We start from the raw sequence: 24,135 nt of genomic DNA on the forward strand, positions 1-24,135 counted from the left end.
GATGCGGCTCCCCTTATCTCTACTCGCCCTTATCGCCACAATGACCATGAGCGTTGCGCATGCGGCGGAGACATACGCCACGCACTCGCTCAGCTATGACAGCGCCGCGAAACTGATGAAGGGCGCGCTTAAAGAAGCGGAAAAGCAAGATCGACATGTCGCCATCGTCATTATCGACGCAACCGGCGAAGTCATCATGTCAGCGCGCATGGATGGCGCAAAACCGGCGGCGATGGATCTTGCTGCGCAAAAAGCGGCCACGGCCTTGTTGTTCCGCGGTTCAAGCCGCAGCGCGATGGATGAGATCAATAATGGCGCGGTCGCGCTTTTGTCGCTTGAAGGTCTCGCGGCGTTGCCTGGCGGCCTCGCCATAAACAAAAACGGCGCCTTTATCGGCGCAGTCGGCGTTTCAGGCGCGCCGGCGGATGTAGATGAACTCATCGCCGGCGCTGGTTTGAAGAAAATCGCTGACTAGGCGCAGCGATAAATTAGGCGCAGACCGAGGGCAGCGACTTCACGAATTTGAAGATCTTGTTGAACGCTGCGACCGCTTCCGGTTCTCCGTCGGCGACAAGCGTAATATAGATGCCAACCGCAGATCGCCCGTCATTGCCAAAAACGATGATGGCGCGCGTTCTGCCTTCTCTGACGCTTCCATCCGCCATTTTGCCGCCGGGCAGATCAATAGCGTAGATCGAGCTGAGTTTTTCCGGCAGTAGGTGGATCATCAAGCCGTCGCCTGATTCCTGAAGGCCGTCCGTAATCAGATCATACCAATTGTCATCCAGCACGGTGTCATTGGCTGCGGTAATTGGCGCAAAAACCTTTGTAACCGTTCCAGCTGATTCCACGACATATTGCACGGCGCCGGGAATATCTTTGAACATCGCCGTAATGGCTTCAAAGTTTTCGGCGCTGACGCCATGCGCCCAGCCCTTCGGCAATGCGCTGACGACAACCTCTTCTGCGATGCCGGTCGCGCGCTGCACGACAAGCGGCGGCGACGCCGGCGCATCCTTGTAAAAGCCACGCACGGTTTCGACTTGCTTGCTTGATGCGCAATGGCCGATCTCCACCGCGCCTGCGCTCCCGCCCGCAAGGAGCGTGGCCGCGCAGATTAAACTGATGCAGCGTAATTTCATGATATCCTCCGCATTTGAACTGTACAGATACTATTCACGCAGCGAAGTCGCTGTTCAACAAAGGTTCAATGTCAAAGCTGACATATTCATTCGCATTATGTCGGCTTTGAAATCACACTTTTCTTGCTGCCTGCATTGGCTGCTCCCTAACATCGCAGAGCCTTATCAAGTGGAGCATTCCTTATGAAAAACCTGCGCGGCCTGACGGACTCTTTACTTTCTCACGCAATGAACCGGCGAAAACTGCTCGGCGGCATGTCGCTCGCGACAGCCTCTTTGACGGCGGCAGGCATGACCAGCAACGCCTTCGCAAAACGTGGCGGCACACCCGCCTCAACACTCATCAAGGGCGGGTTTTTATACGCCGCAGACCAAAGCAACACGGTCATTCCCGATAGCTGGCTGCTGGTGAAGGAAAACAAAATCGCCGCCATCGGATCGTCTTCTGACCCGGCGCCGAAAGCCGACAATATCGTCAACGCCGTCGGGAAAATGGTGTTGCCGGGATTCATCAATCCGCATTGGCATGAAAGCTTTGTGGCGCCCAATTTTGAAAAACCCGACGATTCATCATTGACGCCGAGCCCCTACGCGAATGGCGGCAATATTGAAGCGCTGGGCGGGTTCTTCGGATTTCTTTCCGGCATCGGCAAGAAACTGACCGCCGACGAAGCCGTTGCAATTGCGCGCTGGAGTCTTTGGACACAGTTGCGGTCAGGCACGACCGCGCTGGGCGACATCGGGTCGACCAACAGCGCCGACGGCATGGCGAATGCGGCGCTGGACCTTGGCATGCGCATTCGCGTCAGCCGTTGGGGCGCAGACATCATGATCCCGAACAAGGGAAGCGAGTTCAAGCGCATCGCCGACGCCGACGAACAGGCCGCAGACTGGGAAGCCATTATGTCGAAATGGCACGATCATGAATCGGGCCTGGTCAGCGCGATGCCAACAGTCATGGGCGCCTTTGGCAGCTCTGACGAGCAACTCGCCGCCCTGAAACAGATTGCAGATAAATACGGATCGCCAGTCGCGTCCCATATCGCACCGGTGAAAAACGAACGCGAGGCGGTGACCCGCGCATTCGGACGGGCGCCAATCGCCCGCTTCGAAGAACACGGGCTCGTTAATGACCGCTTGATGGCGGTTCATACGGCATGGGCGAATGAACAGGAGTACCAGCTGTTTCTCGACCGTGACGTCAAGATCTGCCACTCCCCCGCCCATTACGGTCAGCTTGGGGAGCACACAGTCGACACCGGTCAGATCGGCCGGTTCTTGCGCGACGGCGCGAAGGTCTCGTCAAGCAGCGACGGCGACATCAGCTATATCGGCGCCATGCCGGAAGCGATGCGCTCGGCGCATCTCGGCCACAACGAAGCGCTGAACGATGTTCTCGCCTGCCCGCCGACCACTGCGTTGTTGACGGGAACACGATACGCCGCCGCCGCGCTTGGCTGGGAAGACCGGCTGGGCTCCCTCGAAGTCGGCAAACAAGCGGATGTAGTCATGGTCGACATTGATGACTGGCGCTACCGTCTTGGCAATCATCCGCTGCGCACTTTCCTTGTCGCGGGCGGAAGCCAGGATGTGCGTGATGTGATGGTTGCAGGGCGCATGGTTGTCGAGAATGGTAAGTCGACCCAAGTCGATGAAGATAAAATCTTCGCCGAGTACCAAAAGGCTGTTGCATCCGCGCGCCCACGGATTGCGCCGCCTCACTAAGGTTTCAATTTGAAGGCGGGCTGACCGGCAATTCCAGTTCGGCGCAAAGCCCGCCTTCAGGCCGATTGCGAAGCCGCAAGACGCCGCCATTCAACAGGGCGAATCTGTTGGCGATGGCGAGACCGAGGCCCGTTCCCTGAACATTTGCTTCCTTGCGCGTTTCAAGCTGACGAAATGGCTGGAGCACCGCCTCTAGCTGCCCTTCCGGAATGCCGGGGCCGCGATCCAATATGTGGACTTTCACCGCAGCGTCACCCTCCATTTGCGCGCGCACTTCAACCTCACAGCCATAACGAACCGCATTGTTCAAAAGATTGACGATGCATCGCTTGAGCGCGAGCGGCCGCGCCCGGACATCGCACCCCGACCGTTCTTCAAAAGAAACCTCCGCGCCCATATCGGCGGCGTCGGAGACGATGCTGTCCAGCAATGAATCAAGATCGAGCTGAACCGCGTTTTCTTCGGGCATCACATCATAGGCGAGATCGAGCCCCTCTCGCACAAGCTGGCGCATTTCATCCATATCCGCATAGAATTTTTCATACAGCTCGCCCTTCTCCAGCTGGTCCAGCCGCAAGCGCATACGGGTCAACGGCGTCTGCAAATCATGGGCGATCGCGGACAACATACGTGTGCGCTCCACAACCTGCCGGCCGATCCGTTCCTGCATTCTGTTTAACGCCGAAGCGGCCGCGCGAACCTCGACGGGGCCCGCCTCTTCAAATCCGGCGCCGTCAAAATTCTCACCCAATTGCGCCGCCGACCGTGAAAGCCGGCGCAAAGGCGCGGCGGCGAGCCGCGCAACGACAAACGCCAGCACCACCGCCCCGGCGAAAAGCGCGCTCATAAATAATGGATCGAAAGCGGATGGCGTATTCACGATGGTCATTGGTGTTTCAATGCTGAGCCATAGAGGCGGCGCGCCTGCAAATTCTAGCTGCGCCACCCAACATGATGGCGGACGCAATCGCCAATAGGGATTATCGCCAGCCGGCGCCGCGCGCTCCGGAACGCCCGGAAAACAGGTCTGGAGCGACACATCATACGCCGTCGCCTGGCGCAACTCGGGAAGCCGCCGCTGCAAATGCCGACTGAGCGCTTCGTTGACGCGCTCATAGGGCGCCGGGCCTTCCAGGTCATGCACGCCAGGCACCGTGTTTCCAGAAAGCGCCGCATCGCCCTTGCCGGCTAACGCCTCCTCAGAAAACAAATAGGCTGCGACCCTGTCGGCGGCGCGCGCATATTGAAGGTCTTCAAGCGCGCCGGCGCGTTCCAGCGCGGACAGCCGCACGCCGATTGTCCCGGCCAGCACAAGGCCAATGAAAAGGAGCGCAAAAATGCGCCCCGCCATAGTGTCAAAAAAAGCGAAAAACCTTTTCATCACGACGATGCGACATCCGCGTCGAAACAATATCCAGCCTGTCGCACTGTTTTGATGATGTCGGTCGCTGATCCCTTATATCTCAATTTCGATCGCAACCGGCTCACCTGCAAATCAACGGCGCGGTCCTGCGCCGCGCCAAAGGCGCCGGCGCCGAATTTCAGCAAGACCTCCCGGCTGAGCGTTTCTCCCGGATGATCGAGAAAGATTCTGAGCAGGCGATATTCCGCGCCCGATAAAGCGATCATCTTCCCGCCGGGGTCGATCAGGGCGCGATGATCGACGCTCAAAGACCACCCTTCAAAAGCGAAATGACCAGCATCCTGCGGCGGCGTTGTGCTGATGCCTGTCGCCCGGCGCAACACGCTTTTGATGCGCGCCACCAATTCGCGCGGCTCAAACGGCTTGGCCAGATAGTCGTCAGCGCCAAGCTCCAGTCCGACAATCCGGTCGACGGGATCGCCCCGCGCCGTCAGAATAATGATCGGCGTGTCGCCCTGCGCGCGCACCGCCTGGCAGATTTCCAGTCCATCCGCGTCGGGCAAGTTCAGATCCAGCACGATCGCATCAATGTCGCCCTTTTTGAGGCGGGCAGTCATGGCGGCGCCGTCATGCGCGATCACCGTGTCAAAGGACGCATGCTGAAGATGACTGACGACAAGCGCGCATATTTCAACGTCGTCGTCGACAATTAGAATTCTGGCTCGGTTGCGTGTCATTCTTTACTGCCGATCCCGGATCATTTTTCGAAAATCCATGTCCGACGCCTCTGCGCAAGCGCAAACGCCGGGACCATCAGGGCGCAATAAATCGCCTGCTTTCACGCTGAAACGACCCCATCCCTCATCTTGCGTCATCATAGCGCCCTCGTGAAACTGTATATTATTTCGAAATTATGCCATTCTATGCGCCCTAAAGGCAAATGGCTGGAGGCCGCATGATCACCCGGCGCGAAGCGCTCTTATCTGGCGGTGCAACATTACTCTGCGCGGCCTCCTGCGCGCGCACAGATGTCAGCGCTGCCGGCAACCCCGCCCGGCTCATAGCAAGAGATGGTTCCGCGTCGCCCTTTTCGCAGCAGCCCCACCCGACCGATATCTGGGGTTATAATGGCGAAGTGGCGGGACCGGAACTGCGGCTGAAACGCGGCGAAACCCTGCGCGTCATTTTTGAAAACCAGTTGAAACAACCGACCTCGATACATTGGCACGGGCTTAGAATTCCCAACCACATGGATGGCGTCGGCAGCATCACGCAGCCGGGCGTCATGACCGGCGAAACGTTCACCTATGAATTCGCCGTCCCGGATTCCGGGCTGTTCTGGTATCACCCCCACATGAACTCGGAAAAGCAAGTCGCACGCGGCTTGTTCGGCGCCATTGTCGTGGAAGACGAAGATGCGCCGCCTGTTGACCGGGAGGTCGTCTGGACGCTTTTCGATTGGGGGCTCGCTGACGATTACCAGCTTCCCGAAGACAGAGCCTTTTCGCTCTGGCGCGGGTTTCACGACTATACCCCGCATGTAAAACTCACCACGGACGGCGTTCACGCGCGCCCGCTTTCCCTGACAAAGGGCGAGCGCGTCCGGTTGCGCATCGCGAACACATCGGGCAACCGGCGCTATGCGCTCAAATTTGAAGGCCACGCGCCCTGGATCATCGCATGGGACGGCAACGCCGTCGTCCCTTACCAGGCGGGAGACGCCCCGATTATCTTGGGCAATGGCGAGCGTGTTGATCTGATCATCGACGCAACCGGCGAGCAGGGAAAATCTTACCGTATTTACGACGTCTTTGACCGCTTTTACGAAGCGGACGCGCCGTCACATAACATCACGACAGTTCAATATAGCGGCGACGCCGCTATGCGAAAATTGACGGACCTGCCGCCGGTCGCGGCGCCGGGCGCCAATCACATCGCGGAACCCGACCTCGCAAACGCGATCCCCATCGACATTGTCATGGACCAGAAAATCTACGACATCGCCGATGTGCCCGAGATCGGCGAAATGGGAAAGCTGATTGCAGAATCCCAAGGCGTCGCGCCCGGCACGAAGGTCCCGGTCTGGTCAATGAACGGCAAACCGATGTTTGAAGATCTGAAAACCTTTTCCTGCATCAACCCGGCGCCGCTTTTCGGTTGCAAGCTCGGTAAAACCTATCTGTTGCGATACATCAACGACACGCCGACCGATCATCCCATGCACCTACACGGGCACACCTTCCTGATGGTGCGGAAAAACGGCGTGCCCTATCCCCGGCGCATGTTCAGAGACACATTCATGGTCATGAAAGGCGAAACGGTTGAGATCGCTTTCGTCGCGGATAATCCGGGGGACTGGATGATGCATTGCCATCGCGGCCTGCATCAGCATGGGGGGATGATGACCACCTTCACGGTCAGCTAAAACACGTCGCGGAAAAATCCGGCGGTCTATTCTACCGGGCGGGTGCCGTATTTCTGGTCCATGCGGTTGCGCTCTTCATGCAGCGCCTGCTGCTCGCTGTACCAAAGGCCGGCCTCGAGGTTGAATTTCAGCTGGGAAAGAAAACGCCGGCGCTCCGCATCCGGCCATCCCCGCACCTTGATGCGAAGCGCGTAACGCTCTTCCGCCGTCATCGCGATATATTCATCCGCCGTCGGGACAGGAACTGTTGTTTTCCCGGCCAGGTCGGACGGCTTCGGCGCCGGCGCCGGAGCGCGCGATTCAAATAGATAAGTGACAGACCGGCTCATGGCGGCGGGCGGAACCGTGCCGTGCTGTTCGCCGTCAAACAAAACATAGCTCGCTGCAACGCCGGGGGTGCCGGCGAGCGCCGCCGCCATTTTCTCGGCATCGTCAACTTGCGTCCGTCCGATAACGCCCGGCAAAACCGGCCTTCCCGCCGGCGGCGGCGATGCCGGCTCGTCCGTCTGCTCCAACTCGCCAACCGTCACCAATACGCGCACCGCTGCGCCGGTTGTCGAGAGCTTGGGCGTCAAGCGCGGAAGCTCTTTCAGCGCGAAGCGTTCGCCCCACCAGATTGAAGGGCTGGCGACCAGATAAGCCTGAAACGCATCGGGTTGGTTGAACAAAGCATGCAGCGCAAAGAGCCCGCCAAAGGAATGCCCGAACAACGCTTGCCGCGATGTATCGACGGCATAGGTTTGCTCAATATGCGGCTTCAATTCGTCGAGGATGAATTTCAAGAAACTGTCTGCGCCGCCGTAACCTTCAGGCGTCGGCATTTCGTCCAGAGACGGTGTCAGGTCGAGCGAGCGCTCCTTGCCTGCATTAACGCCGGGCGGATAGCCAATGCCGACAATGATTGCATTTTCCGTTTCTTGCCGTTGCCCTCGCGCCCATGAGCGGGCCGTCTCGACCATCGTTGCAAAGCGGGCATTGGCGTCCGTCATATAGATGACCGGATAGCCCGACGCTGGCGCCAGCGCCGCCGGTTGCGCAACAAAGATCTGATAGGTGCGGCCATTGACGCTCGAAGTCATGGCGAATGTGGCGCTGTTGTCGAGCACAACTGGCGTAGCGGCTTGTTTGTCCGCGGCCCGTTGTTCCGCAGCATGTGCGCTTGCGCCTAATGCCGCGCTGTTGATCACCAGCAGGATTGCGCCCAGCGCGGCGCGGTGATGAAACCGATGGCGGCTCACCATGCCGATGCTCTTTTTGAGGCCAAAGGAAATCCGCCGCACTTACTTCCTCACGCGATGATAACTGCTTGCAAGGCTCGGATCGCCTTCGCCGTCATAAACGGAAATATCCGGATAGGGGTAGAAGATGCGCTCGCGATAATTCTTGGCGCCGGCCTCATCCGTCATCAGCAATTCTGACGGCGCAACGCCTTCCTCCACCCATTTTTCAAGCGGCGTGATGGCGTCGAACTGGTGCGGTCCGTGCCCGCCCGAGCCATGATGCATGCCCGGCACAAGATAGAGTTGCGCAAATTCGGCGACGGCTTCGCGCCCGCCCATGGCTTCCGTCATGTCTTCAAACCAATTGATGGAGCTGACCGGCGAAATCAACACATCCGACCAGCCATGGATGATGATCATCTTGCCGCCGCGCGCCTTGAACGCGGTCAGGTCCACATCATCGGGGTTCATGATCTTGCTGGTTTTACGGAGTTTCTTTTTATCGCGCGGATAATAGAAATCGCGCCAGTCATAATCCGGCCCCGGCGCTTCATCCATGACCATATAGCGGATGCCTGACTGCCCCGCCGTCAGCACGAATGGCAGTTCGTCCGCGCCGCGCACCGGCAGAATGGTCCGCGCCCAATCGCTTTCCGTGCCGCGCGCCACATAGTCATCGAAATATACATTTCCCTTTTCGTCGGTCGGCCGGGAATAGATCTTGCGCACCGCCGCCACTTGTGCAGCGTTCAAACATTGATTGAGAATTTCGGACTGTCCGTCCTTGCAAAGAAGCTCGCCCGGATCGAAATCGCATTTTGAAGGATCATCGAGGATCGTGTCCTCAACGCCGTCAAGCGCGTCGCATTTCGCCAGGACCGCAGCATCGATAAGCGGCGCCTTGTCGCTGTAGATGACAGGTTCGTGGTCGTTTTCCGGATAAACGGCTTTCGCAAGCCATGCGAGGTGAATCGCGTTTTTCTCATTATACGGAATGACCGGCGCCTTGACGATGATGCCGTCAAAATCTTCCGGATAACGCTGCGCCGACATCAGGCCGGCATTCCCGCCCTTGGAAAAGCCTGCAATATAAGAATAAGAGACCGCATCGCCGTAAAAGGATTTCGCAATCGCCTTGCCCAATTGCGCGCTCAAATGGTTGGCGAGATAGGCGAATGTCTTGCGGGCGTCGTCATTGTCATGCCCCCAAATGCCGTCGAACGGCGCCTTGCTGTAATGGCCGCCATTATTGGTGATGGTTGCGTAGCCGTCATACAATCCGGGAACCGTAATATCCGTATGGACCTTGCCGCACCACGCATCGCAGGCGCCCAGCATGAATCTTCCATTCCACGCATCGGGCGCCGGCAACATGAGCGAGAATTGAATATGCGGCGTGATGTAACCCTCAACGCGGCAATGTTCCGGAAAGGTCGTCATGCCTGTCGGCGTCGGATTGCCTTGCGAAATGCCGCGCTTGTGAAAGAAGCGCGTCTCCCGGGCCGTCGCCGGCTTGTCTTTATAGTATGTGGTCTGAACGATTTTGGCCGGATTATCCGCCGCGCCTTCGAAATTCGCCAGGGCAAGCGCTTCACATCGGCGCATTGGGCTTTCAATGCTGCTTGGCTCGACTTGAGCGATGGCCGGCGGGGCAATGACTGGGGTCGTCAGCACAACCGCAGACGCTCCCACCAAGATTGTGAATCGGCGCAAGCTCGGTAGAATATTCATGAAAGCCTCTTTCGGTATTCCAACTCGACTATTATTTCGAAATTTTTCCGAGACATCAAGAAAAAGTAGCGATTACGGTTGATATAATTTCAAAAATATCGAAAATATCGAAATTCGAGCCAGCCCGGCGATTGTCCGCATGCGTGGGCGGCGCCGACCTGAAGGAAAAGCGACCATGACCGCAAGGATACTGACCTTAGCAACCGCCGCCTGCCTGTTGGCCTCATCCATGACATCAGCGAGCGCGGCCGCCTCTTCCCTTTCGGGGGACAAGATCGGCGAAGTTTACGCCACACCGGAAACAATTGAGGTTCGGATCGGACGCGAGTTCCCGGCCTTTGACACGGATTTTTCCGGTGAGCTTGATCTTTATGAATTCAGCAAATGGCTGAACCCGCTGATCGACCTGCGCCTTAAATATGATGAAGCATCGGCGACGCGCGACGACATCGACAGCTTTATCGAAACCGCATTCAAAAAAGCCGACGCAGATAAAAATGGCGAAATCGGCCCATCGGAGTTGGCGATCTTTTTCGGCGCCGACATAGAATAGTCCGCCCGCGCGCAATGCAACGACGCACCCGGCTCTATCTAGGCCGGGAACGGCCTGATGTCGGGCTCAACGAATTGCCGGCGCGCCTTTGGCGAAAATAGCTGGTCGCGCGAGTAAAACATCAAAAAATAGTCGAGCTTGCCAAAGGGCGAGCGGATGAAAAAATTGACGATCTCATATAGCGACATGCCGTCGCCGAGCACGCTCAAAAACTGCACGATGGTTTTGAGGCAAAGTTGGGTGAGCGTTTCGTGATGGCCGCCGGTTCCCGTGTTCCGCACGCCTTTGGCGATATTGTATGACCGGATAATGACCGGCATGCGGCGCGGCAAATCCAGTTCGGGCCGTTCGAGGGTGAAATAAATCGCCGCGGCGCAATGCGCAGCATAGGTCCAATCCTCCACTGGCAGCGAATGATCCAGCAAGCCCTCTCCAAGCGAGCGCACTTGCTGATCCGAGAAAAACATCCCGGCAAACGGGCTTTCTTCGATTTCCGTCAAAACGACTTGCGCCGGGTTCATTGCGGCCGCTCCTGTATTCGAAGCGGCGCCATGAGATAGTCAAACAACTCCACATGATTATGCCGCTTCGCATCATCCAGCGGCGTTGCGCCCCAACGGTCTTTCGCTGTGCAATCCGCGTGTTTTGAAACCAGGAAGGCGACTGCGTCTTTGCGGCCTTCCGCCGCCGCGAGATGCAAGGGCGAACGCCCGTCATAATCGGCGGCGTTGATATCCGCCCCATGGGCGATCAACCGCGAGATCTCGTCAATGTCGCCCAGGCTTGCAGCATTGATGAGTTGATAAACCTGATCGCCGCGATGCTGTACGTCCCGGCGCGTCGGGTCTTTCTTGGTTTGTTGATTCAACAGGCTGTCATAATTGTGCAGGCTGAAACGCTTGACCAGCTCGCGGCAAAACTCCACGCCCCGCACGCTGTTTCCAAGCGCGTCAAGGCGCGGCGACCAGATCGCGAGATCCCATCACTTGCGGCACCACGACCATGAGCGCGCCGGAAACGCCGGATTTCGCCGGCAAACCAATCGTGAACGCGAATTCACCCGAAAAATCATACATGCCGCATGAATACATAAGCGACAGACAGTTCTTGACCGTGTCGTTTGAGAAAATGCGGTCATTGGTGATCGGACATACGCCCGCATTCGCCAGCGTTGCGGCGATCACCGACATGCGCCGCGCCGTCACCTCGATCGAACAGGCCTGAAAGTAAAAGTCGAGCGTTTCGAGAATGTTCGTTCCCTTCGGAAACGCGCCTTTTTCCTGCATGAAATAAGCGAGAGCGAAATTTCGGTCAGCCGTCGCCTTTTCTGAAAGAAACACCGGATTGTTAAAGCCCGGCGCAACCCCGCCCGAAAGGCGCTTCCAGATATTCATGACGTGATCAAACCGGTCGGCCAGCGGCGCCTTCGGCTTGATCATGGAGCAGGACATAATGGCGCCGGCATTGATCATCGGATTATGCGGCAGCCCTCTGGCGTTCAGAGCGAGCTCATTGAAACTGCGTCCGCTCGGCTCTCTCCCCACATGGCGGTGAACAAATTCCTCGCCGCGCTCTTCCAGCGCGATGGCGTAGTTAATCGGTTTGCAGGAGGACTGCACGCAATATGGCGTATCGCTGTCGCCAAAGGCGGCGTGCTGTCCGTCAATCGAGGTGACTGACACCGCAAACTGATCCGGCGCGACGCGCGCAAGTTGCGGAATGTAATTGGCGACCGCGCCGCCTCGCGCACTGATGCACCTTTCGAAAATTTCTCCGATTTCCTTTTCGAATTCATGGAAACGCGGAATGACGAAACGATCCTGTATCGCCCGTTCGACAAGCGTGAATTTTTCCCGAAAAATATCGGCGCACTGGTCTTCGCTCACCTCGCCTGATTGCGGCCGCAAAATTCGCACCGATGAAGCGATACGCGGATCGCTCTCCTGGATTCCCTGACGGCTCAATGCGTCGATGACCGTCGTCGCGGAAACACCCGCGCCTTTCTCGCTTTCCAGGGCGCTAAAAAGACTGACCGTCGGCCTGTCTTTTCCTTCAGGCTTGCCGAAAATGTGTTGTCCGGCGCTTTTCAGCTCCGGCAATGGCGCCTGCTCTGCGATCCGAGCGGCTGGCGGCGCAATTCCTAGGCTTGTCATGCTCATCTCCCTAAATAATTCTTGATTGATCATGTGCATTGCCGACAGCTGCGGCGCTGGACCGCCGCAGCTGTCGAATGGCGCGTGTCCCCCAACTACTTGTCGCACGCCGCCATCGTTACGAATGCCGGCTCTTATTTTGACTGGTAACCGGCTTGCTGGCGCCAATCTTTTTGCGCCAGCGCCTTGCGCTGATTATTGGCGATGCAGAGCTGGTAGCGTTGCATGCGCTGGGAAAAGCGCGGTCCAAAGGGCCGGCAGGATGTACTGTCTTCTTCTTGCACCGAGGTGCTCGCCTGGCTTTGCGCGGGGAAAACAAATCCCTCCTCCGCTGCTGCGCAGGTTCCGAACAGGGCGGCCGTAAAAAGCGCGGCGGCAAGCGGCGCGCGCGGTGATAGACGTGTCATGATAGTGGTTTCCTTTAAATGTATGTGTTTTCCGATGAGCCGCAGCGCCTTTGCACTGGCGCCGCGGCCGCACGGACCCTTCAGATGATCAGCCCGACGCACAGGGCGACGAGGACGACCGCAATCGAAAACACGAAGAATTCGATCGCTTGCTCTCCTGAATTGTGCATGTTCATTCTCCTTTTCTTTCCGTCGGCGCCCCTGCACTTCGCCCGTTGGCAGCTCTCTCCGGCGGTTGCCCGCCGGGAGCGCTTTTTTCTTCGTGCGATGAGGGGCGTCGACGGGCCGCGAGATGCGCCCTTCAGTCTCGAAAATCTTGAGAAAATGATGATTTCTTTCTGGAACAGCGTGGAACCGCCGCGCGCCGCATAAAGGCTCGCGCGCGCCCTTCCCGCCCCCTGCCAAAGGTAAGGGTTGGCCCACTGGAGAAAGCGTGTGGTATAGCTATTATGAGGGACTTATGAGCTGCCCTCGCCGCTGTCCCGAAAGGCAGACAGTCGTGAATCAAAGCGAAAATCACGGAAAACCTCCTATGCGCCTCTCGGCGCCGCCGCTGGAACTCGACTTGGATCAAGGCCGCGTCTGGCTTGACGGCGCGCCTGTGCGCATCAGCAAACGCCCCTATCAGTTGCTGGTGGCGCTCATGACCCGGCCGGAGAAACTCTGGTCGAAAGACGAGTTGATCGAAGAAGTGTGGGACGGCCTTGCTGTTTCGGACTCCGTTCTGGCGACCGCCATGAAGGAATTGCGCCGCGCAATTTCCGATCCCGCGCGCACGCCGCGTTTCATTGAAACCGCCCATGGACGTGGATACCGGTTTTTACCGGCGGTAGAGCGCCTTTCGCCCACCGGTGAAAAGGACGCCGCGGCAAAGGAGACAAACGCCGCCGCACCGTCAAACATGACCGCCAACGACATCGTCGAATTGCAGGCGCAACAGGTTGTCCGGTTTTGCAAAGCCTCCGATGGAACATCGCTCGCCTGGTCAAAGGTCGGCGCGAATCGCGAAAAACCGCCGCTGGTGAAAGCGGCCAACTGGCTGACCCATCTGGAACTGGACTGGGAGGCGCCAATCTGGAGCCCGCTCTTTCGCGCATTGGCGCAGGAGCGTTGTCTTGTGCGCTATGACGAACGCGGTTGTGGCTTGTCAGACTGGAGCGTGCCCGAGATCAGTTTCGACACATTCGTCACTGACCTTGAGGCGGTCGTCGATGCGGCCGGGCTCGAAAAATTTCCGTTGCTTGGCATTTCGCAGGGCGCATCCGTATCGATTGAATACGCCGCCCGTCACCCTGAACGAGTGACCCATCTTATTCTTTTCGGCGGCTACGCCGCCGGCTGGCGCCACTACGCCAGCGAAGAAGAGGCGCGGGAGCGGGAAGCCGTCATGGTGCTGACGGAAGCAGGCTGGGGGCGCGATGACCCTTCTTACCGGCATATTTTTTCGCAAACCTTCATGCCGTCAGCGACCGCCGACGAACTGTCCTGGTTTGACGCGTTTCAGCGCCGCACGACATCGCCGCAAAATGCTGTCCGGTTTCTGCGCGCCTTCGCCGAAATAGACGTTCGCGACAGGCTTTCATCACTTACTGTTCCGACGCTTGTTCTGCACAGCAATGGCGACAAAAGGATACCGGTAAAGACCGGTACAGATCTCGCGGCGAAAATACCGAATGCGCAATTTATCGGCCTCGACAGCGATAATCATTTGCTTCTTGGCCGGGAACCCGCATCGAAGGCCTTCATCACTGCGATTGATCAATTCCTCGCTGCGACGCCATAGGGGGCGCAGAGACAAACCGCTATTTCAGATGGCGCGCAAACCACGCCTTGATGCGTTTGTTGGCGTCATCGCGCTCCTTGCTTTCCGCCCGCATAAAGCCGTGACCGCCCGGCGCGTTCTCATAAATCTTCGCTTCATAGACCTTTCCCTTGGCCTCAAGCGCGTCGATCAACCGACCGGTATGCAAGGAGACCGGCACGATTTTGTCGCCGGTTGTCGCCAGCACCAGGAGCGGCGCCTTGATGTCGTCGACAAAGTTTATCGGCGAGGCTTTGATGTAAGCGGGCAGGTTTTCATTTGGCAATTTCCCGCCAAAGCCCGCATTGCTCTCCGCAATCTCCAGCCGCCGATAGGCTGGCTTATATGACATATAGGCGACGAAATCCGTCAGCCCGACAATATCGATCGCCGCCTTGAACAGTTTCGGCGCGCGCTCAATCGCCAGCAATGTCACCATGCCGCCGCGGCTTTGGCCGATGATGCCGATCCGCCCATCATCAATATTCGGCAGCGATTTTAGATACTCGCCTGCGGCGATGACATCTGCGGTGTCTGTCGTGCCATAGTCGTTCTGGTAAATCGCCGAACCGTATCCCTTGCTGCCGCGATATTCGGGAAACATCACCACATAGCCATCACTGACCAGCAGATCGACGAGACCGAACCAGGTGTTGTCGAAGCTTTGATGAAAGCCGCCATGCACCATGACGATGGCGGCGTTTTTTTGTTCGGTTGCGCCGCCTTGGGCGTGAAGATGTGTCCCGGAATCAATTCAGAGCCGGATGGATAGAATACTGATTTGAGGTCGATGCGATCGCCATAAGCAAGACGGAATTCAAGCATCGTGGATTTTTGCTGGTTGATGTAAACTTCCTGTTGCAGAAGCTTGACCAAAGCCAGCACATCATTCGTGGTTGTATTGTCGTAACTGTCGAGCGCGCCTTCGCGTTGGTCGTCCGTCCGACCGAACGCATTTGGCGCATGGGCGCCATTTTGGGCTAAGGCGGGCGCTATATTTACGCCGATAAACGCTGCAAGGCCCGCGCATATTGCGACGCTGCGTCCAAAACGCGAAGTTCTAACTTGCTGCATGACCACCCCACCACATTATTGTCTATTAAAACCGGAGTCTTAGCCCCGATTTGCCGATCCGGAACGCTATGCGCGTTTTCTGTCACGCGCCTGTCGCCCGCTTCGCCCCGCGCCGGCGGAAGCGACGTCGCGCCGCCGGCGTTCAAATCATGCCGAAGAGATCACGCGTATCGGCGGGCGATGCGAGCATATCGAGATATTGAAATTGCCGCATCCGCAAAGACAGGTCGCGGATATATCGCAACGCGGAAAAATCCTCGACGCCGAAACCAACACTGTCGAACAGGGTGATCTGCGTGTCGCCGGCGCGCCCCGGCGCCGCGCCGCTGATCACATCGGCGAGGCTGGTCACCGGATGATCCGGCGCGAGCTGTTGGATCTCGCCTTCAACTCGTGTCTGGGGTTCGTATTCGACGAAGATGGATGCACGCATCAAAATGTCTTTATGCAATTCGGTCTTGCCCGGACAGTCGCCGCCAATCGCATTTATATGCACGCCGGCGCCCACATGATTGTCGGTCAGGATCGTCGCCAACCGCTTGTCTGCGGTCGCCGTCGTGATGATGTCGGCACCCTCGACCGCGCCATCCACGCTATCGCAACGGATGACGCGAAGGCCAGATCCTTCAAGATTGCGCATGCATTTCTGCGTTGGCTCGGGGTCGCAATCATAAAGGCGCACTTCCTCAACGCCCAGCATCGCCTTGAACGCAAGCGCCTGAAACTCCGACTGCGCGCCATTGCCGATCAGCGCCATGACGCGCGACGTTTTCCGCGCCAGATGCCTCGCCGCCAGAGCGGACATCGCCGCCGTGCGCAATGCGGTCAACAAGGTCATTTCCGACACCATCAACGGATAGCCGGTCTCCACCGACGCCAGGACGCCAAAGGCGGCGACGGTTTGAAGGCCCGACTCGGCGTTCTGAGGATGACCGTTCACATATTTATAGCTGTATAATTCGCTGTCGCTCGCCGGCATTAGTTCGATGACGCCATGGGGCGAATGCGACGCTACCCGCGCGCATTTGTCAAACTCGGCCCAGCGTCTGAAATCCGCTTCGATATAGGCGGCAAGCTCGCAGATGAAGGTTTCAACAGACATGTCGCGAATGATGGCCAGCATATTCTCTACACTGACATAGGGCACGAATCGTTGATTCGGTTGCGCGGCTTGCGCCGGCGAAATGGATGCAGAACTCATGATTACTCCGTCGCGCCTTTATTGCGGCTACGGCGCCCCTGCGCCTGGCGTGCGCGGCGCGAAAGCCACAGCCACACGCCGCTAATGCTGAAAAATACAAGGCCCAACCCGCCGCCCAAGACGAGCAAGCGGCCAAGAACGCCCGCGCCGCGACCGGTATGCACCGGGTAGAGCCAGTCAAAAAAACCATTTCCAACCGGCAATGCGGAAGGCACATAGGCGCCGATTTCATCGCCCGTATAGGCGTTGTAGGAAATCTGTCTGGTTGCGTTCTCGCGAAGGCTTTTTTCCTCGCGCAGATAAACCAGCACGGTCTGGCCGGCTTCGCCCTTGAAACGCACCTCCCGCAATGCGCTGTCGCCATAGTCGCGCCGGGCTTTGCTGATAAGCTGATCTATAGAGATGCGGGCGGCGGATGGCTCAACGGCAATCTTCGCCGAGGGTTTTGGCGTATATCCCAGCAGCGAGACCACCGGCGTCACTTCCGCCTTGAAGATCATCAACACACCCGTCGCCGCGCAGCAAAGAATGACGAGGGCAAGCACCGCACCGCTGGTGCGATGCAATGTTCGTATGGCGCGGTCAGGACCGGCTTTCAGATGAACGCGAAATCCGTTGCGCCAGCGCAAGAGGCCCGGCCACCAGATATAAACCCCGCTGCCCGCGATGAAGATCAGCAATACGCCTTCAATACCGAGAATGATTTCGCCGGTTCTTCCGATCAGCAACGTATCATGCAGATGGAAGAGCCATTCGCTCGGCCAGGCGCCGAACCCGCCCATCCGCACGATCTCACTGGTGTAAGGGTTGATCGCGATGAGATAGGGCCCATGCCCGTTTGCTTCGGCCAGATGAAAAATCACCGCGCCGCGCTTGTCTTTTGGAAACTCCAGCCGGTTCAATCTTGCATCCGGACGCGCCGCCCGCGCCGTATCGACGATTTCCTGCACCGATGCGCGATGTTCCTGCGGCGCGACATTCAACTCCCGATGGATCAACCGGTCGATCTCATCGCGAAACACCAGCGCCGCCCCGGTCGCGCCCTGCAACAAGAGCAACAACGCCAGCGACAACCCCACCCACCGATGCGCGAGCAACAAAACCTGCTTGGCTTTCATGCGGAGGTTTCCAGTCCTGCAAAGCAGCGACGCTTTGCTCGCGCTTTATGTTTATTCGGATGCATAGGTTTTAATGAGTTCGTACAAAAAGGCGCGCCCCTCCAGCAATGAACGAACCCGAATGCGCTCATTCAGCCCGTGCACGCCATTTCCGTCAGGATCAACAAACATTCCGGAAACGCCATAGGTTGGAATACCCGCAGCAATCAGAAAACGTCCATCCGTCGCGCCGGTGCTCAAGCTCGGTATCACCGGCACGCCTGGCCACAACTTTCCGGCGATATGATCAATCGGCTCCATCAGTTCCGGCGTCAAAGGCGGCGGCGCGGAGACCGGACCCGGCTCCGCCGCCAGCGTAATCTCCACTTGCGGGTCGTTGATCACCGACGCCAATGTGGCCTGCACGGACGCAACCGATTGGCCGGGAAGAATGCGGCAATTTACATTCGCTTGCGCGTGTTGCGGTTGCGCGTTTTCTGCGTGCCCGCCTTCCACCAAGGTCGGAATGCAGGTGGTGCGCAACATGGCGTTCCAGACCGGAACCTCATCGCTGATCCGCTTGAAGGCGCCCTTGCCCGCGCGCCCGGCGCCGATCGCCGCCATATCCTTGCGCGTCTGCCCTTCATAAATATCTGCGGAACGTCCGAAAAACGTCCGGCTCACATCAATCAGATCGACCGGAAAAGTGAAGGCGTCGATCCGCTCCAATGCGCGGGAGAGCCTTCCAATGGCGTTGCCCGCCACCGGCCGCGCGCTGTGCCCCCCGGCGCAGTCGTGGTCAGCGTGAAATCCTGGTAGATTTTCTGGCCCGCCTCAATCCCGAATAATTTATATGCGCCATCTTCGCCCAGCAAACCCTTCCCGCCTTCATTGATTGCGAAAGCGGCGGACACAAGCTCGCGATGATTTTCGAGAATATAAGTCAGTCCGTTGAAAACCGAATCGGTTTCCTCGCCGCAAGTGAACGCAAATTTGATCGTCCGGTTTGGCGTAAAGCCTTCCTGCGCGAAGCGCACAAGCGTGTCCACATAAGATGCAGCCATCGCTTTGTCATCGACGGCGCCGCGCGCATAAAAATATCCGCCCTCTTCGATCAGCGTAAACGGATCGCGCAGCCAGTCAGAGGGCTTTGCTTCCACTACGTCGATATGCGCAAGAAACAACACAGCCGCGCGCGAGGCATCCTTTCCCGGCACCTCAACGACGAGATTGCCTTGCCGCGGAAAATTTTCAGGAATGACGAGGCGCACATTCTCTTGCGGATAGCCGGCGGAAAGCAACCGTGCGGCAATGTTCTGGGCGGCCTTGGTGCAACTGCCGCTGGAGAGGCTCGTGTCTGTCTCCACCAGCTCTTTATAGATGTCCCGGAATTGCTGTTCGCCAGCGTCTGACGCGGATGCAGGCTGGCCGAAACACAAAACGGCGATCGAAAAACCCGCTGCGATACGCCGCCATTTGGCGCCAGCACGACCGGCATGCGCGTTTGCGGAGTCATTGGTTCGCTTGCGCGTCATTTCTCGCCCCTCGCATTCCGTCCTGCCGCAAACAGGTGCAGCGTGATTGTCCGCATATTAGGCGGAAAGACTTTCACTCGCCTGTCATTCCGGCGCGCGCTCTCTTAGTGGCGCGGTGATGGCGAAGCCGCGTCCGCCGGCGCTTCATAAATGACATCGCCGTTAAACACCGTCATCAACACGCGCGTGTTGAGCAGCTCCTGTGGCGGGATCTCCCGGATGTTTTTCGACAGGACGACAATATCCGCAAGCTTGCCGGCGGTGATTGAGCCTTTGATGTCTTCTTCGTGTGACGACCAGGCGGGGTTGATAGTGTAGGCTTCAATCGCCTGATCAATCGTCAGCGCTTCGTCGAGGCGCCAGCCGCCTGCGGGCTCGCCATCGAAATCCATCCGCGTTACGGCGAGATACATATTCTCCAGCGGATCAACCGGCGCATGATGGTTGCCGTCATAACTTCCCGGCCAGTCAGAAACGATGTTGATCCGCCAGCCTTCGCGTATCATCGTCTGCCAGGCGAACGCGCCGTCCAACTGATCCGGGTACAGCTTTTTCGGAATGGACGGAATTTCCCGGATCAAATGATAGGGCGTAACATCGCCGACCATGCGCAGCTTTCCGCCTCGCTTGATTTCCGCCATTTGCGGATACCAGGCGTGCAAAAGCCGGAAGCGGCGGTCGCCAATGCCGGTTTGTGCGAAAGCTTCTTCATACCAGTCGAGCGCCATGGCGTGCGCTTTATCGCCTGTCAGATGCGTGACCATGTCCCAACCCGCCGCGCTCGCGCCAAGAGTTTCCTGCCGCAATTCCTCGGCGTCTTTGTTCCGGAAACTCAGCGAGCCGTAATAACCGGGCGCATTGCGATGTTCGCGAGACATCAAGAAGCCGTCAATAAAGAGCTTCACGGCGCCATAGCTGATCATTTCATCGCCGCTGCCCGGCGTCAGCCCAAAATCCGCAAGCGAGTCCCAGACCTTCGCTGTCAGGATCGGATACACGCGCAGGGTCAGATCGCCCTCCTCGCGCAAATCCGTAATGATGCTGATATCCGTCATGGAACGCTCTGCATGGGTCGTAAAACTTTGTTGCTCGGAAATTTCCGGCACCAGCGCGATTTCATGAATGCCGGTCAGGCCGACGGCGTTGAGTTCTTTCATCATCGCCCGCGCACCGAGCAAGGTCTGCGGACGCGATCGCGGCGGCAGTGCTTTCCATGCGCGCTCGCTGGCGGTGCCGTAGAGCATGCCGGTCAGTTTGCCGGTCTTCGGATCATGCTCATAATGCCCGCCCGCCGGATCAGGCGTGGTCTCATCGATATGCAAAAGCGACAAGCCATAGGAATTGATGAAAGAGGCGCCGTCATAGCGCCGCAACAGCACAGGCTGGCTTGGCGTCAGCGCGTCAACCGCCTCAAGCGAGGGTGAGAAACTGACCGGCGTTCCATCTTTCTTCACCGGCGGCGCATAGGGCGTGTAGACGATTTGCCCCGCCTTTTCGGCCTTCCACCCGGCGGACGCCGACCAGTCCCCGCCGGTGATCCAGTAAATATCAGGAATGCGCTCGGCGCGCTCCGCGATGAGCGACATCAACACGGCTTCATCTGTGACGGAGTTCAGGCGCAGTTCAAAAAATGCATTGATCGCATTTTCGAGATGCGTATGCGCATCGATAAATCCGGGCAACGCCATTTTGCCGTCGAGATCGATCAGCTTGGTTTTGCGGCCCTTCAGCTTCAGGACTTCCGCGTCGCTGCCAACTTTGACAATGCGATTGTCTTTGATCGCAACAGCCTGCGCCTCCGGCTGATCAGGATCGACCGTCCAGATCACGCCGTCATGCAAAATCAGATCGGCTTTCGAATTCGCAAAAGCTCCGGCATTGGCGTTGAATGCGATGGCGCTGAAAAACGCCGCCAATATCGTTGCCTGTCCACGCTTGCCTAAATTCATGCCCAACCCTTTCCGTCGCGCCCTGATAAGCGCTTTGATCTTTGTGCTTAGGCGCAAGTCTACGCCGGCAGACTGACAGGATACTGACATAGGTCCCGCTCCGTCGCCGCTATCCCAGTCACGCCTCACATGTACCGCCGCAGGATGCGCGGCAACAACCCGCCGCACTGTAATGTTTCGATCTCTGACTGCGTTTCAACCGCCGCGTGGGCCGTTAGGCGTGTTGTGCCGCCAATTTTACGGAACACCACAATCGACACCCGCGATCCGGGCGCCAGATATTCCGCCGCCGCATTGATTTCGAGCCGGTCTCCGGGCGCCAGGGCCAAGGAAGTCGGCGTCATGTCTTTTGGCATTTGCAGCGGCAACACGCCCATATTGATCAAATTCGACCGATGAATGCGTTCGAAACTGTTGGCGAGCACGGCACGCACGCCAAGAAGATGCGCGCCCTTAGCGGCCCAGTCCCGGGACGAACCCATGCCGTATTTTTCGCCCGCGACGATGACCACCGGCGCCTTGTCCCGATCGTACCGCGCCGCGGCTTTCCAGATCGGAAGCTGCTCGCCGGAGGGGATGTGTATTGTCTGGCCCGCCGCAATATCATCCGCCAGCAAATTGCGCGCAGACGGGTTTGTAAACAGGCCGCGCAACATCACTTCCCAGTTTGCGCGCCGGGCGGAATAAACATTGAGGTCGTCGCGATCTTCACCATGCTCAACCAGGTAGCGCGCAGCATCGCTGTCTTTCGGCACCGCGCCAGCCGGAGAGATATGATCGGTCGTGATGTCGTCTCCCAACACCAGCAATGGATAGGCGGAATAGCGCCCGAGCCGCGTTGTTGTCTTCGCATCAGCAAAGGACGGCCTACGAATATAGGTCGACGCAGGGTCCCATGGAAAAACATCCGTATCCGGCGCCGTTAGCTGCGCCCAATCTTCGCTCGCCGCCGCCTCTCGAAAGGCCTCGCCATAATCATCCCGGCAGGTCGCAGCATAGAGAACAGAATCGATTTCATGCTGGCTCGGCTGCACATCGCTCAGGAAAACCGGTTCGCCATGTTTCGACATGCCGAGCGGCGAGGAGGTGAGATCGATTGAAAAATCGCCCGACAGCGCATAGGCGACCACCAAAGGCGGCGACGCCAGAAATGAATCCGTAACCTGCCCATGCACGCGGCCCGGAAAATTCCGGTTGCCCGACAGCACCGCAACCGGCGACACAGAACCGGACCGCAACAACTCATTCATCGCGGGCGTCAGCGGCCCGGAATTTCCGATACAGGTGGTGCAGCCAAAGCCGACAATCGCAAAGCCAACCGCTTCAAGATCATCGAGCAATCCCGCCCGTTGCAAATACCGCCTGGCCGCCGGCGATCCGGGCGCGAGGCTGGTTTTGACCCATGCCGGCGGCGTCAATCCGAATTCCCGCGCTTTGCGCGCCATCAACCCCGCCGCGATCAACAAGCGCGGATCGGACGTGTTGGTGCAACTGGTGATCGCCGCAATCGCCACCGGCATGTCTGGCGCGCCCTGCTGTTTGGGCGTTTTCGCCGTCGCCACATGCTGGCGCGCCGTTGCGAGACTGCGCAAATCCTGCGGCCGGTGCGGGCCGGACAGCGCCGGTTCAAGCGTGTCCATATCCAGTTCAATCACATCCGCATAATCCGGCACGGCGTCAGGATCGCCCCACAATCCTTGCGCCCGGAAATACGTTTCAATGTCGCGAAGGTGCTCCGCCGTTCTGCCAGTCGCTTTCAGATAGGCCAGCGTTTGATCATCAACAGGAAAATAGCCGCTCGCGCCGCCAAATTCCGGCGCCATATTCGCCACGACGCAGCGGTCGCCTGCGCTCAAGGTCTCAACGCCCGGCCCGAAAAATTCCACAAACCGGCCATTCACCGGATGCTGGCGCAGCAAATGCGTCACCGCCATCGCCAAATCCGTCGCGAAAACATTCGCCGGCATTGCGCCGGTCAAGCGCACGCCGACCACCGAAGGCAGGCGTTGCATCACCGGCTCACCGAGCATCACGCTTTCCGCCTCAAGCCCGCCGACGCCCCATGCCAGCACCCCAAGTCCGTTCACCATCGGCGTATGACTGTCCGTGCCGATCAGCGTTTCCGGAAATCTCCAGCGCTCGCTGTCGCGCTGTTGCTCCGCGATTACGCTCGCCAGTTGTTCGATATTGATCGTGTGCATGATGCCCGTGCCCGGCGGGTGCAAATGGAGATTGTCAAAACGCTGCGCCGCCCATTTCATGAACCGGTAGCGCTCAGCATTACGGCGCATCTCAGCCGCCATATTGCGTGCGGCGGCGTCCTCCACGCCGTTGACATCAACGGCTAGGGAATGGTCGGTCGAAACATCAATGCGCAACACCGGATTGATGCGGCGCGGATCGACGCCGGCTTCCGCAAGGGCAGAGCGCATCGCCGCCAGGTCAGCCAGCGCGGGCCCGCAGGTCGTGTCATGCATCATGATGCGATACGGATAAAACGGCGCCTCAATATCGGTGCGCCCCTCGCCCATCCATAATTGCAGCGCCCGCGCCGCATCGGGGTCTTTGCCTGCATGGCGGGAAAGGTTTTCGAGGAAAATGCGATGAACCCATGGCATTTTCTCCAGCTTGCCGCCCGCAACATTTTGCAGATCCACCTGCCGGGCCTCAAACGTTTCACTCATCTAGCGGAACCACCCACTTCTTCGTTTTCGTGGCGCGTCCTGCGCCCTCTCTTTAAAAAAAGGGGCGAGCCCGAA

General features: G+C 58.3%; 22 protein-coding genes. 5 read left to right on the forward strand and 17 right to left on the reverse strand.

Annotated features, from left to right (window positions below):
• The first annotated feature begins 1 nt into the window (after position 1).
• Entirely contained in the window at positions 2-475 is a 474-nt protein-coding gene (locus AC0L8G_RS00135; protein ID WP_473385966.1) for a GlcG/HbpS family heme-binding protein, read from the forward strand.
• Positions 476-488: 13 nt separating this feature from the next.
• Here AC0L8G_RS00135 and AC0L8G_RS00140 read toward each other — a convergent pair whose 3' ends face one another.
• Positions 489-1,142: a ChuX/HutX family heme-like substrate-binding protein gene (locus tag AC0L8G_RS00140; protein ID WP_473385967.1), complete on the reverse strand. Its 654-nt coding sequence runs from the start codon at positions 1,140-1,142 to the stop codon at positions 489-491.
• 183 nt (positions 1,143-1,325) lie between these two features.
• Here AC0L8G_RS00140 and AC0L8G_RS00145 point away from each other — a divergent pair, with 183 nt between their 5' ends.
• Complete coding sequence (locus AC0L8G_RS00145) at positions 1,326-2,867, forward strand: amidohydrolase family protein (protein ID WP_473385968.1); 1,542 nt, start codon at positions 1,326-1,328, stop codon at positions 2,865-2,867.
• Between the two features lie 4 nt (positions 2,868-2,871).
• Here AC0L8G_RS00145 and AC0L8G_RS00150 read toward each other — a convergent pair whose 3' ends face one another.
• Positions 2,872-4,248 (reverse strand): ATP-binding protein, encoded by a 1,377-nt coding sequence (locus AC0L8G_RS00150; RefSeq protein WP_473385969.1) that lies wholly within the window; start codon positions 4,246-4,248, stop codon positions 2,872-2,874.
• Positions 4,248-4,967 (reverse strand): response regulator, encoded by a 720-nt coding sequence (locus AC0L8G_RS00155; protein WP_473385970.1) that lies wholly within the window; start codon positions 4,965-4,967, stop codon positions 4,248-4,250. The genes AC0L8G_RS00150 and AC0L8G_RS00155 overlap by 1 nt, the downstream gene beginning before the upstream one ends.
• A gap of 218 nt (positions 4,968-5,185) precedes the next feature.
• Between AC0L8G_RS00155 and AC0L8G_RS00160 the strand changes: the two genes are divergently transcribed.
• Positions 5,186-6,655 (forward strand): multicopper oxidase family protein, encoded by a 1,470-nt coding sequence (locus AC0L8G_RS00160; RefSeq protein WP_473385971.1) that lies wholly within the window; start codon positions 5,186-5,188, stop codon positions 6,653-6,655.
• Positions 6,656-6,681: 26 nt separating this feature from the next.
• Here the strand turns inward: AC0L8G_RS00160 and AC0L8G_RS00165 are convergent, their stop codons facing one another.
• Together AC0L8G_RS00165 and AC0L8G_RS00170 are read right to left on the reverse strand one after the other, a co-directional pair.
• Positions 6,682-7,896, reverse strand: a complete 1,215-nt coding sequence (locus AC0L8G_RS00165) for an alpha/beta hydrolase (protein ID WP_473385972.1) — start codon at positions 7,894-7,896, stop codon at positions 6,682-6,684.
• Between the two features lie 39 nt (positions 7,897-7,935).
• Positions 7,936-9,480, reverse strand: coding sequence for a tannase/feruloyl esterase family alpha/beta hydrolase (locus AC0L8G_RS00170; protein ID WP_473385973.1), 1,545 nt, complete (start codon positions 9,478-9,480; stop codon positions 7,936-7,938).
• A 301-nt stretch (positions 9,481-9,781) separates the two neighbouring features.
• On the opposite strand from AC0L8G_RS00170, the gene AC0L8G_RS00175 reads away from it, so the two are divergent.
• Complete coding sequence (locus AC0L8G_RS00175) at positions 9,782-10,159, forward strand: hypothetical protein (RefSeq protein WP_473385974.1); 378 nt, start codon at positions 9,782-9,784, stop codon at positions 10,157-10,159.
• Positions 10,160-10,197: 38 nt separating this feature from the next.
• Here AC0L8G_RS00175 and AC0L8G_RS00180 read toward each other — a convergent pair whose 3' ends face one another.
• The 4 genes from AC0L8G_RS00180 to AC0L8G_RS00195 form a co-directional block, all read right to left on the reverse strand.
• Entirely contained in the window at positions 10,198-10,680 is a 483-nt protein-coding gene (locus tag AC0L8G_RS00180; RefSeq protein ID WP_473385975.1) for a hypothetical protein, read from the reverse strand.
• Positions 10,677-11,093 (reverse strand): ankyrin repeat domain-containing protein, encoded by a 417-nt coding sequence (locus AC0L8G_RS00185; RefSeq protein ID WP_473385976.1) that lies wholly within the window; start codon positions 11,091-11,093, stop codon positions 10,677-10,679. Before AC0L8G_RS00185 ends, AC0L8G_RS00180 begins: the two co-directional genes overlap by 4 nt.
• A 16-nt stretch (positions 11,094-11,109) precedes the next feature.
• Positions 11,110-12,312, reverse strand: a complete 1,203-nt coding sequence (gene glsA, locus AC0L8G_RS00190; protein ID WP_473385977.1) for a glutaminase A — start codon at positions 12,310-12,312, stop codon at positions 11,110-11,112.
• Positions 12,313-12,446: 134 nt separating this feature from the next.
• Positions 12,447-12,719, reverse strand: coding sequence for a hypothetical protein (locus AC0L8G_RS00195; RefSeq protein ID WP_473385978.1), 273 nt, complete (start codon positions 12,717-12,719; stop codon positions 12,447-12,449).
• Positions 12,720-13,251: 532 nt separating this feature from the next.
• Here AC0L8G_RS00195 and AC0L8G_RS00200 point away from each other — a divergent pair.
• On the forward strand, positions 13,252-14,502 hold the full coding sequence (locus AC0L8G_RS00200; RefSeq protein ID WP_473385979.1) for an alpha/beta hydrolase: 1,251 nt from the start codon (positions 13,252-13,254) through the stop codon (positions 14,500-14,502).
• 19 nt (positions 14,503-14,521) lie between these two features.
• Here the strand turns inward: AC0L8G_RS00200 and AC0L8G_RS00205 are convergent, their stop codons facing one another.
• From AC0L8G_RS00205 to acnA, 8 genes are all read right to left on the reverse strand, one after another.
• Positions 14,522-15,208 (reverse strand): alpha/beta hydrolase family protein, encoded by a 687-nt coding sequence (locus tag AC0L8G_RS00205; RefSeq protein ID WP_473385980.1) that lies wholly within the window; start codon positions 15,206-15,208, stop codon positions 14,522-14,524.
• Positions 15,124-15,594: a hypothetical protein gene (locus tag AC0L8G_RS00210; RefSeq protein WP_473385981.1), complete on the reverse strand. Its 471-nt coding sequence runs from the start codon at positions 15,592-15,594 to the stop codon at positions 15,124-15,126. Before AC0L8G_RS00210 ends, AC0L8G_RS00205 begins: the two co-directional genes overlap by 85 nt.
• Positions 15,595-15,736: 142 nt before the next feature.
• Positions 15,737-16,795: an ornithine cyclodeaminase gene (locus AC0L8G_RS00215; RefSeq protein ID WP_473385982.1), complete on the reverse strand. Its 1,059-nt coding sequence runs from the start codon at positions 16,793-16,795 to the stop codon at positions 15,737-15,739.
• Between the two features lie 2 nt (positions 16,796-16,797).
• Positions 16,798-17,913, reverse strand: a complete 1,116-nt coding sequence (locus AC0L8G_RS00220) for a PepSY-associated TM helix domain-containing protein (protein WP_473385983.1) — start codon at positions 17,911-17,913, stop codon at positions 16,798-16,800.
• 51 nt (positions 17,914-17,964) lie between these two features.
• Positions 17,965-18,621, reverse strand: coding sequence for a M20/M25/M40 family metallo-hydrolase (locus AC0L8G_RS00225; RefSeq protein WP_473385984.1), 657 nt, complete (start codon positions 18,619-18,621; stop codon positions 17,965-17,967).
• Positions 18,582-19,427, reverse strand: a complete 846-nt coding sequence (locus tag AC0L8G_RS00230) for a M20/M25/M40 family metallo-hydrolase (RefSeq protein WP_473385985.1) — start codon at positions 19,425-19,427, stop codon at positions 18,582-18,584. The genes AC0L8G_RS00225 and AC0L8G_RS00230 overlap by 40 nt, the downstream gene beginning before the upstream one ends.
• 104 nt (positions 19,428-19,531) lie before the next feature.
• A complete protein-coding gene (locus AC0L8G_RS00235) occupies positions 19,532-21,376 on the reverse strand; it encodes an amidohydrolase (RefSeq protein ID WP_473385986.1) in 1,845 nt (614 codons plus the stop codon).
• Between the two features lie 125 nt (positions 21,377-21,501).
• Positions 21,502-24,060 (reverse strand): aconitate hydratase AcnA, encoded by a 2,559-nt coding sequence (acnA, locus tag AC0L8G_RS00240; protein ID WP_473385987.1) that lies wholly within the window; start codon positions 24,058-24,060, stop codon positions 21,502-21,504.
• Positions 24,061-24,135 lie beyond the last annotated feature (75 nt).

This window comes from Hyphococcus sp. D3-15 (assembly GCF_055809375.1).

What these genes read in the sequence shown, in the direction of transcription:
- AC0L8G_RS00135 (WP_473385966.1), top strand. Translation starts at nt 2, where the DNA reads ATGCGGCTCCCCTTATCTCTACTCGCCCTTATCGCCACAATGACCATG.
- AC0L8G_RS00140 (WP_473385967.1), bottom strand. Translation starts at nt 1,142, where the DNA reads ATGAAATTACGCTGCATCAGTTTAATCTGCGCGGCCACGCTCCTTGCG.
- AC0L8G_RS00145 (WP_473385968.1), top strand. Translation starts at nt 1,326, where the DNA reads ATGAAAAACCTGCGCGGCCTGACGGACTCTTTACTTTCTCACGCAATG.
- AC0L8G_RS00150 (WP_473385969.1), bottom strand. Translation starts at nt 4,248, where the DNA reads ATGAAAAGGTTTTTCGCTTTTTTTGACACTATGGCGGGGCGCATTTTT.
- AC0L8G_RS00155 (WP_473385970.1), bottom strand. Translation starts at nt 4,967, where the DNA reads ATGACACGCAACCGAGCCAGAATTCTAATTGTCGACGACGACGTTGAA.
- AC0L8G_RS00160 (WP_473385971.1), top strand. Translation starts at nt 5,186, where the DNA reads ATGATCACCCGGCGCGAAGCGCTCTTATCTGGCGGTGCAACATTACTC.
- AC0L8G_RS00165 (WP_473385972.1), bottom strand. Translation starts at nt 7,896, where the DNA reads ATGGTGAGCCGCCATCGGTTTCATCACCGCGCCGCGCTGGGCGCAATC.
- AC0L8G_RS00170 (WP_473385973.1), bottom strand. Translation starts at nt 9,480, where the DNA reads ATGCGCCGATGTGAAGCGCTTGCCCTGGCGAATTTCGAAGGCGCGGCG.
- AC0L8G_RS00175 (WP_473385974.1), top strand. Translation starts at nt 9,782, where the DNA reads ATGACCGCAAGGATACTGACCTTAGCAACCGCCGCCTGCCTGTTGGCC.
- AC0L8G_RS00180 (WP_473385975.1), bottom strand. Translation starts at nt 10,680, where the DNA reads ATGAACCCGGCGCAAGTCGTTTTGACGGAAATCGAAGAAAGCCCGTTT.
- glsA (WP_473385977.1), bottom strand. Translation starts at nt 12,312, where the DNA reads ATGACAAGCCTAGGAATTGCGCCGCCAGCCGCTCGGATCGCAGAGCAG.
- AC0L8G_RS00195 (WP_473385978.1), bottom strand. Translation starts at nt 12,719, where the DNA reads ATGACACGTCTATCACCGCGCGCGCCGCTTGCCGCCGCGCTTTTTACG.
- AC0L8G_RS00200 (WP_473385979.1), top strand. Translation starts at nt 13,252, where the DNA reads ATGCGCCTCTCGGCGCCGCCGCTGGAACTCGACTTGGATCAAGGCCGC.
- AC0L8G_RS00205 (WP_473385980.1), bottom strand. Translation starts at nt 15,208, where the DNA reads ATGGTGCATGGCGGCTTTCATCAAAGCTTCGACAACACCTGGTTCGGT.
- AC0L8G_RS00210 (WP_473385981.1), bottom strand. Translation starts at nt 15,594, where the DNA reads ATGCAGCAAGTTAGAACTTCGCGTTTTGGACGCAGCGTCGCAATATGC.
- AC0L8G_RS00215 (WP_473385982.1), bottom strand. Translation starts at nt 16,795, where the DNA reads ATGAGTTCTGCATCCATTTCGCCGGCGCAAGCCGCGCAACCGAATCAA.
- AC0L8G_RS00220 (WP_473385983.1), bottom strand. Translation starts at nt 17,913, where the DNA reads ATGAAAGCCAAGCAGGTTTTGTTGCTCGCGCATCGGTGGGTGGGGTTG.
- AC0L8G_RS00230 (WP_473385985.1), bottom strand. Translation starts at nt 19,427, where the DNA reads ATGACGCGCAAGCGAACCAATGACTCCGCAAACGCGCATGCCGGTCGT.
- AC0L8G_RS00235 (WP_473385986.1), bottom strand. Translation starts at nt 21,376, where the DNA reads ATGAATTTAGGCAAGCGTGGACAGGCAACGATATTGGCGGCGTTTTTC.
- acnA (WP_473385987.1), bottom strand. Translation starts at nt 24,060, where the DNA reads ATGAGTGAAACGTTTGAGGCCCGGCAGGTGGATCTGCAAAATGTTGCG.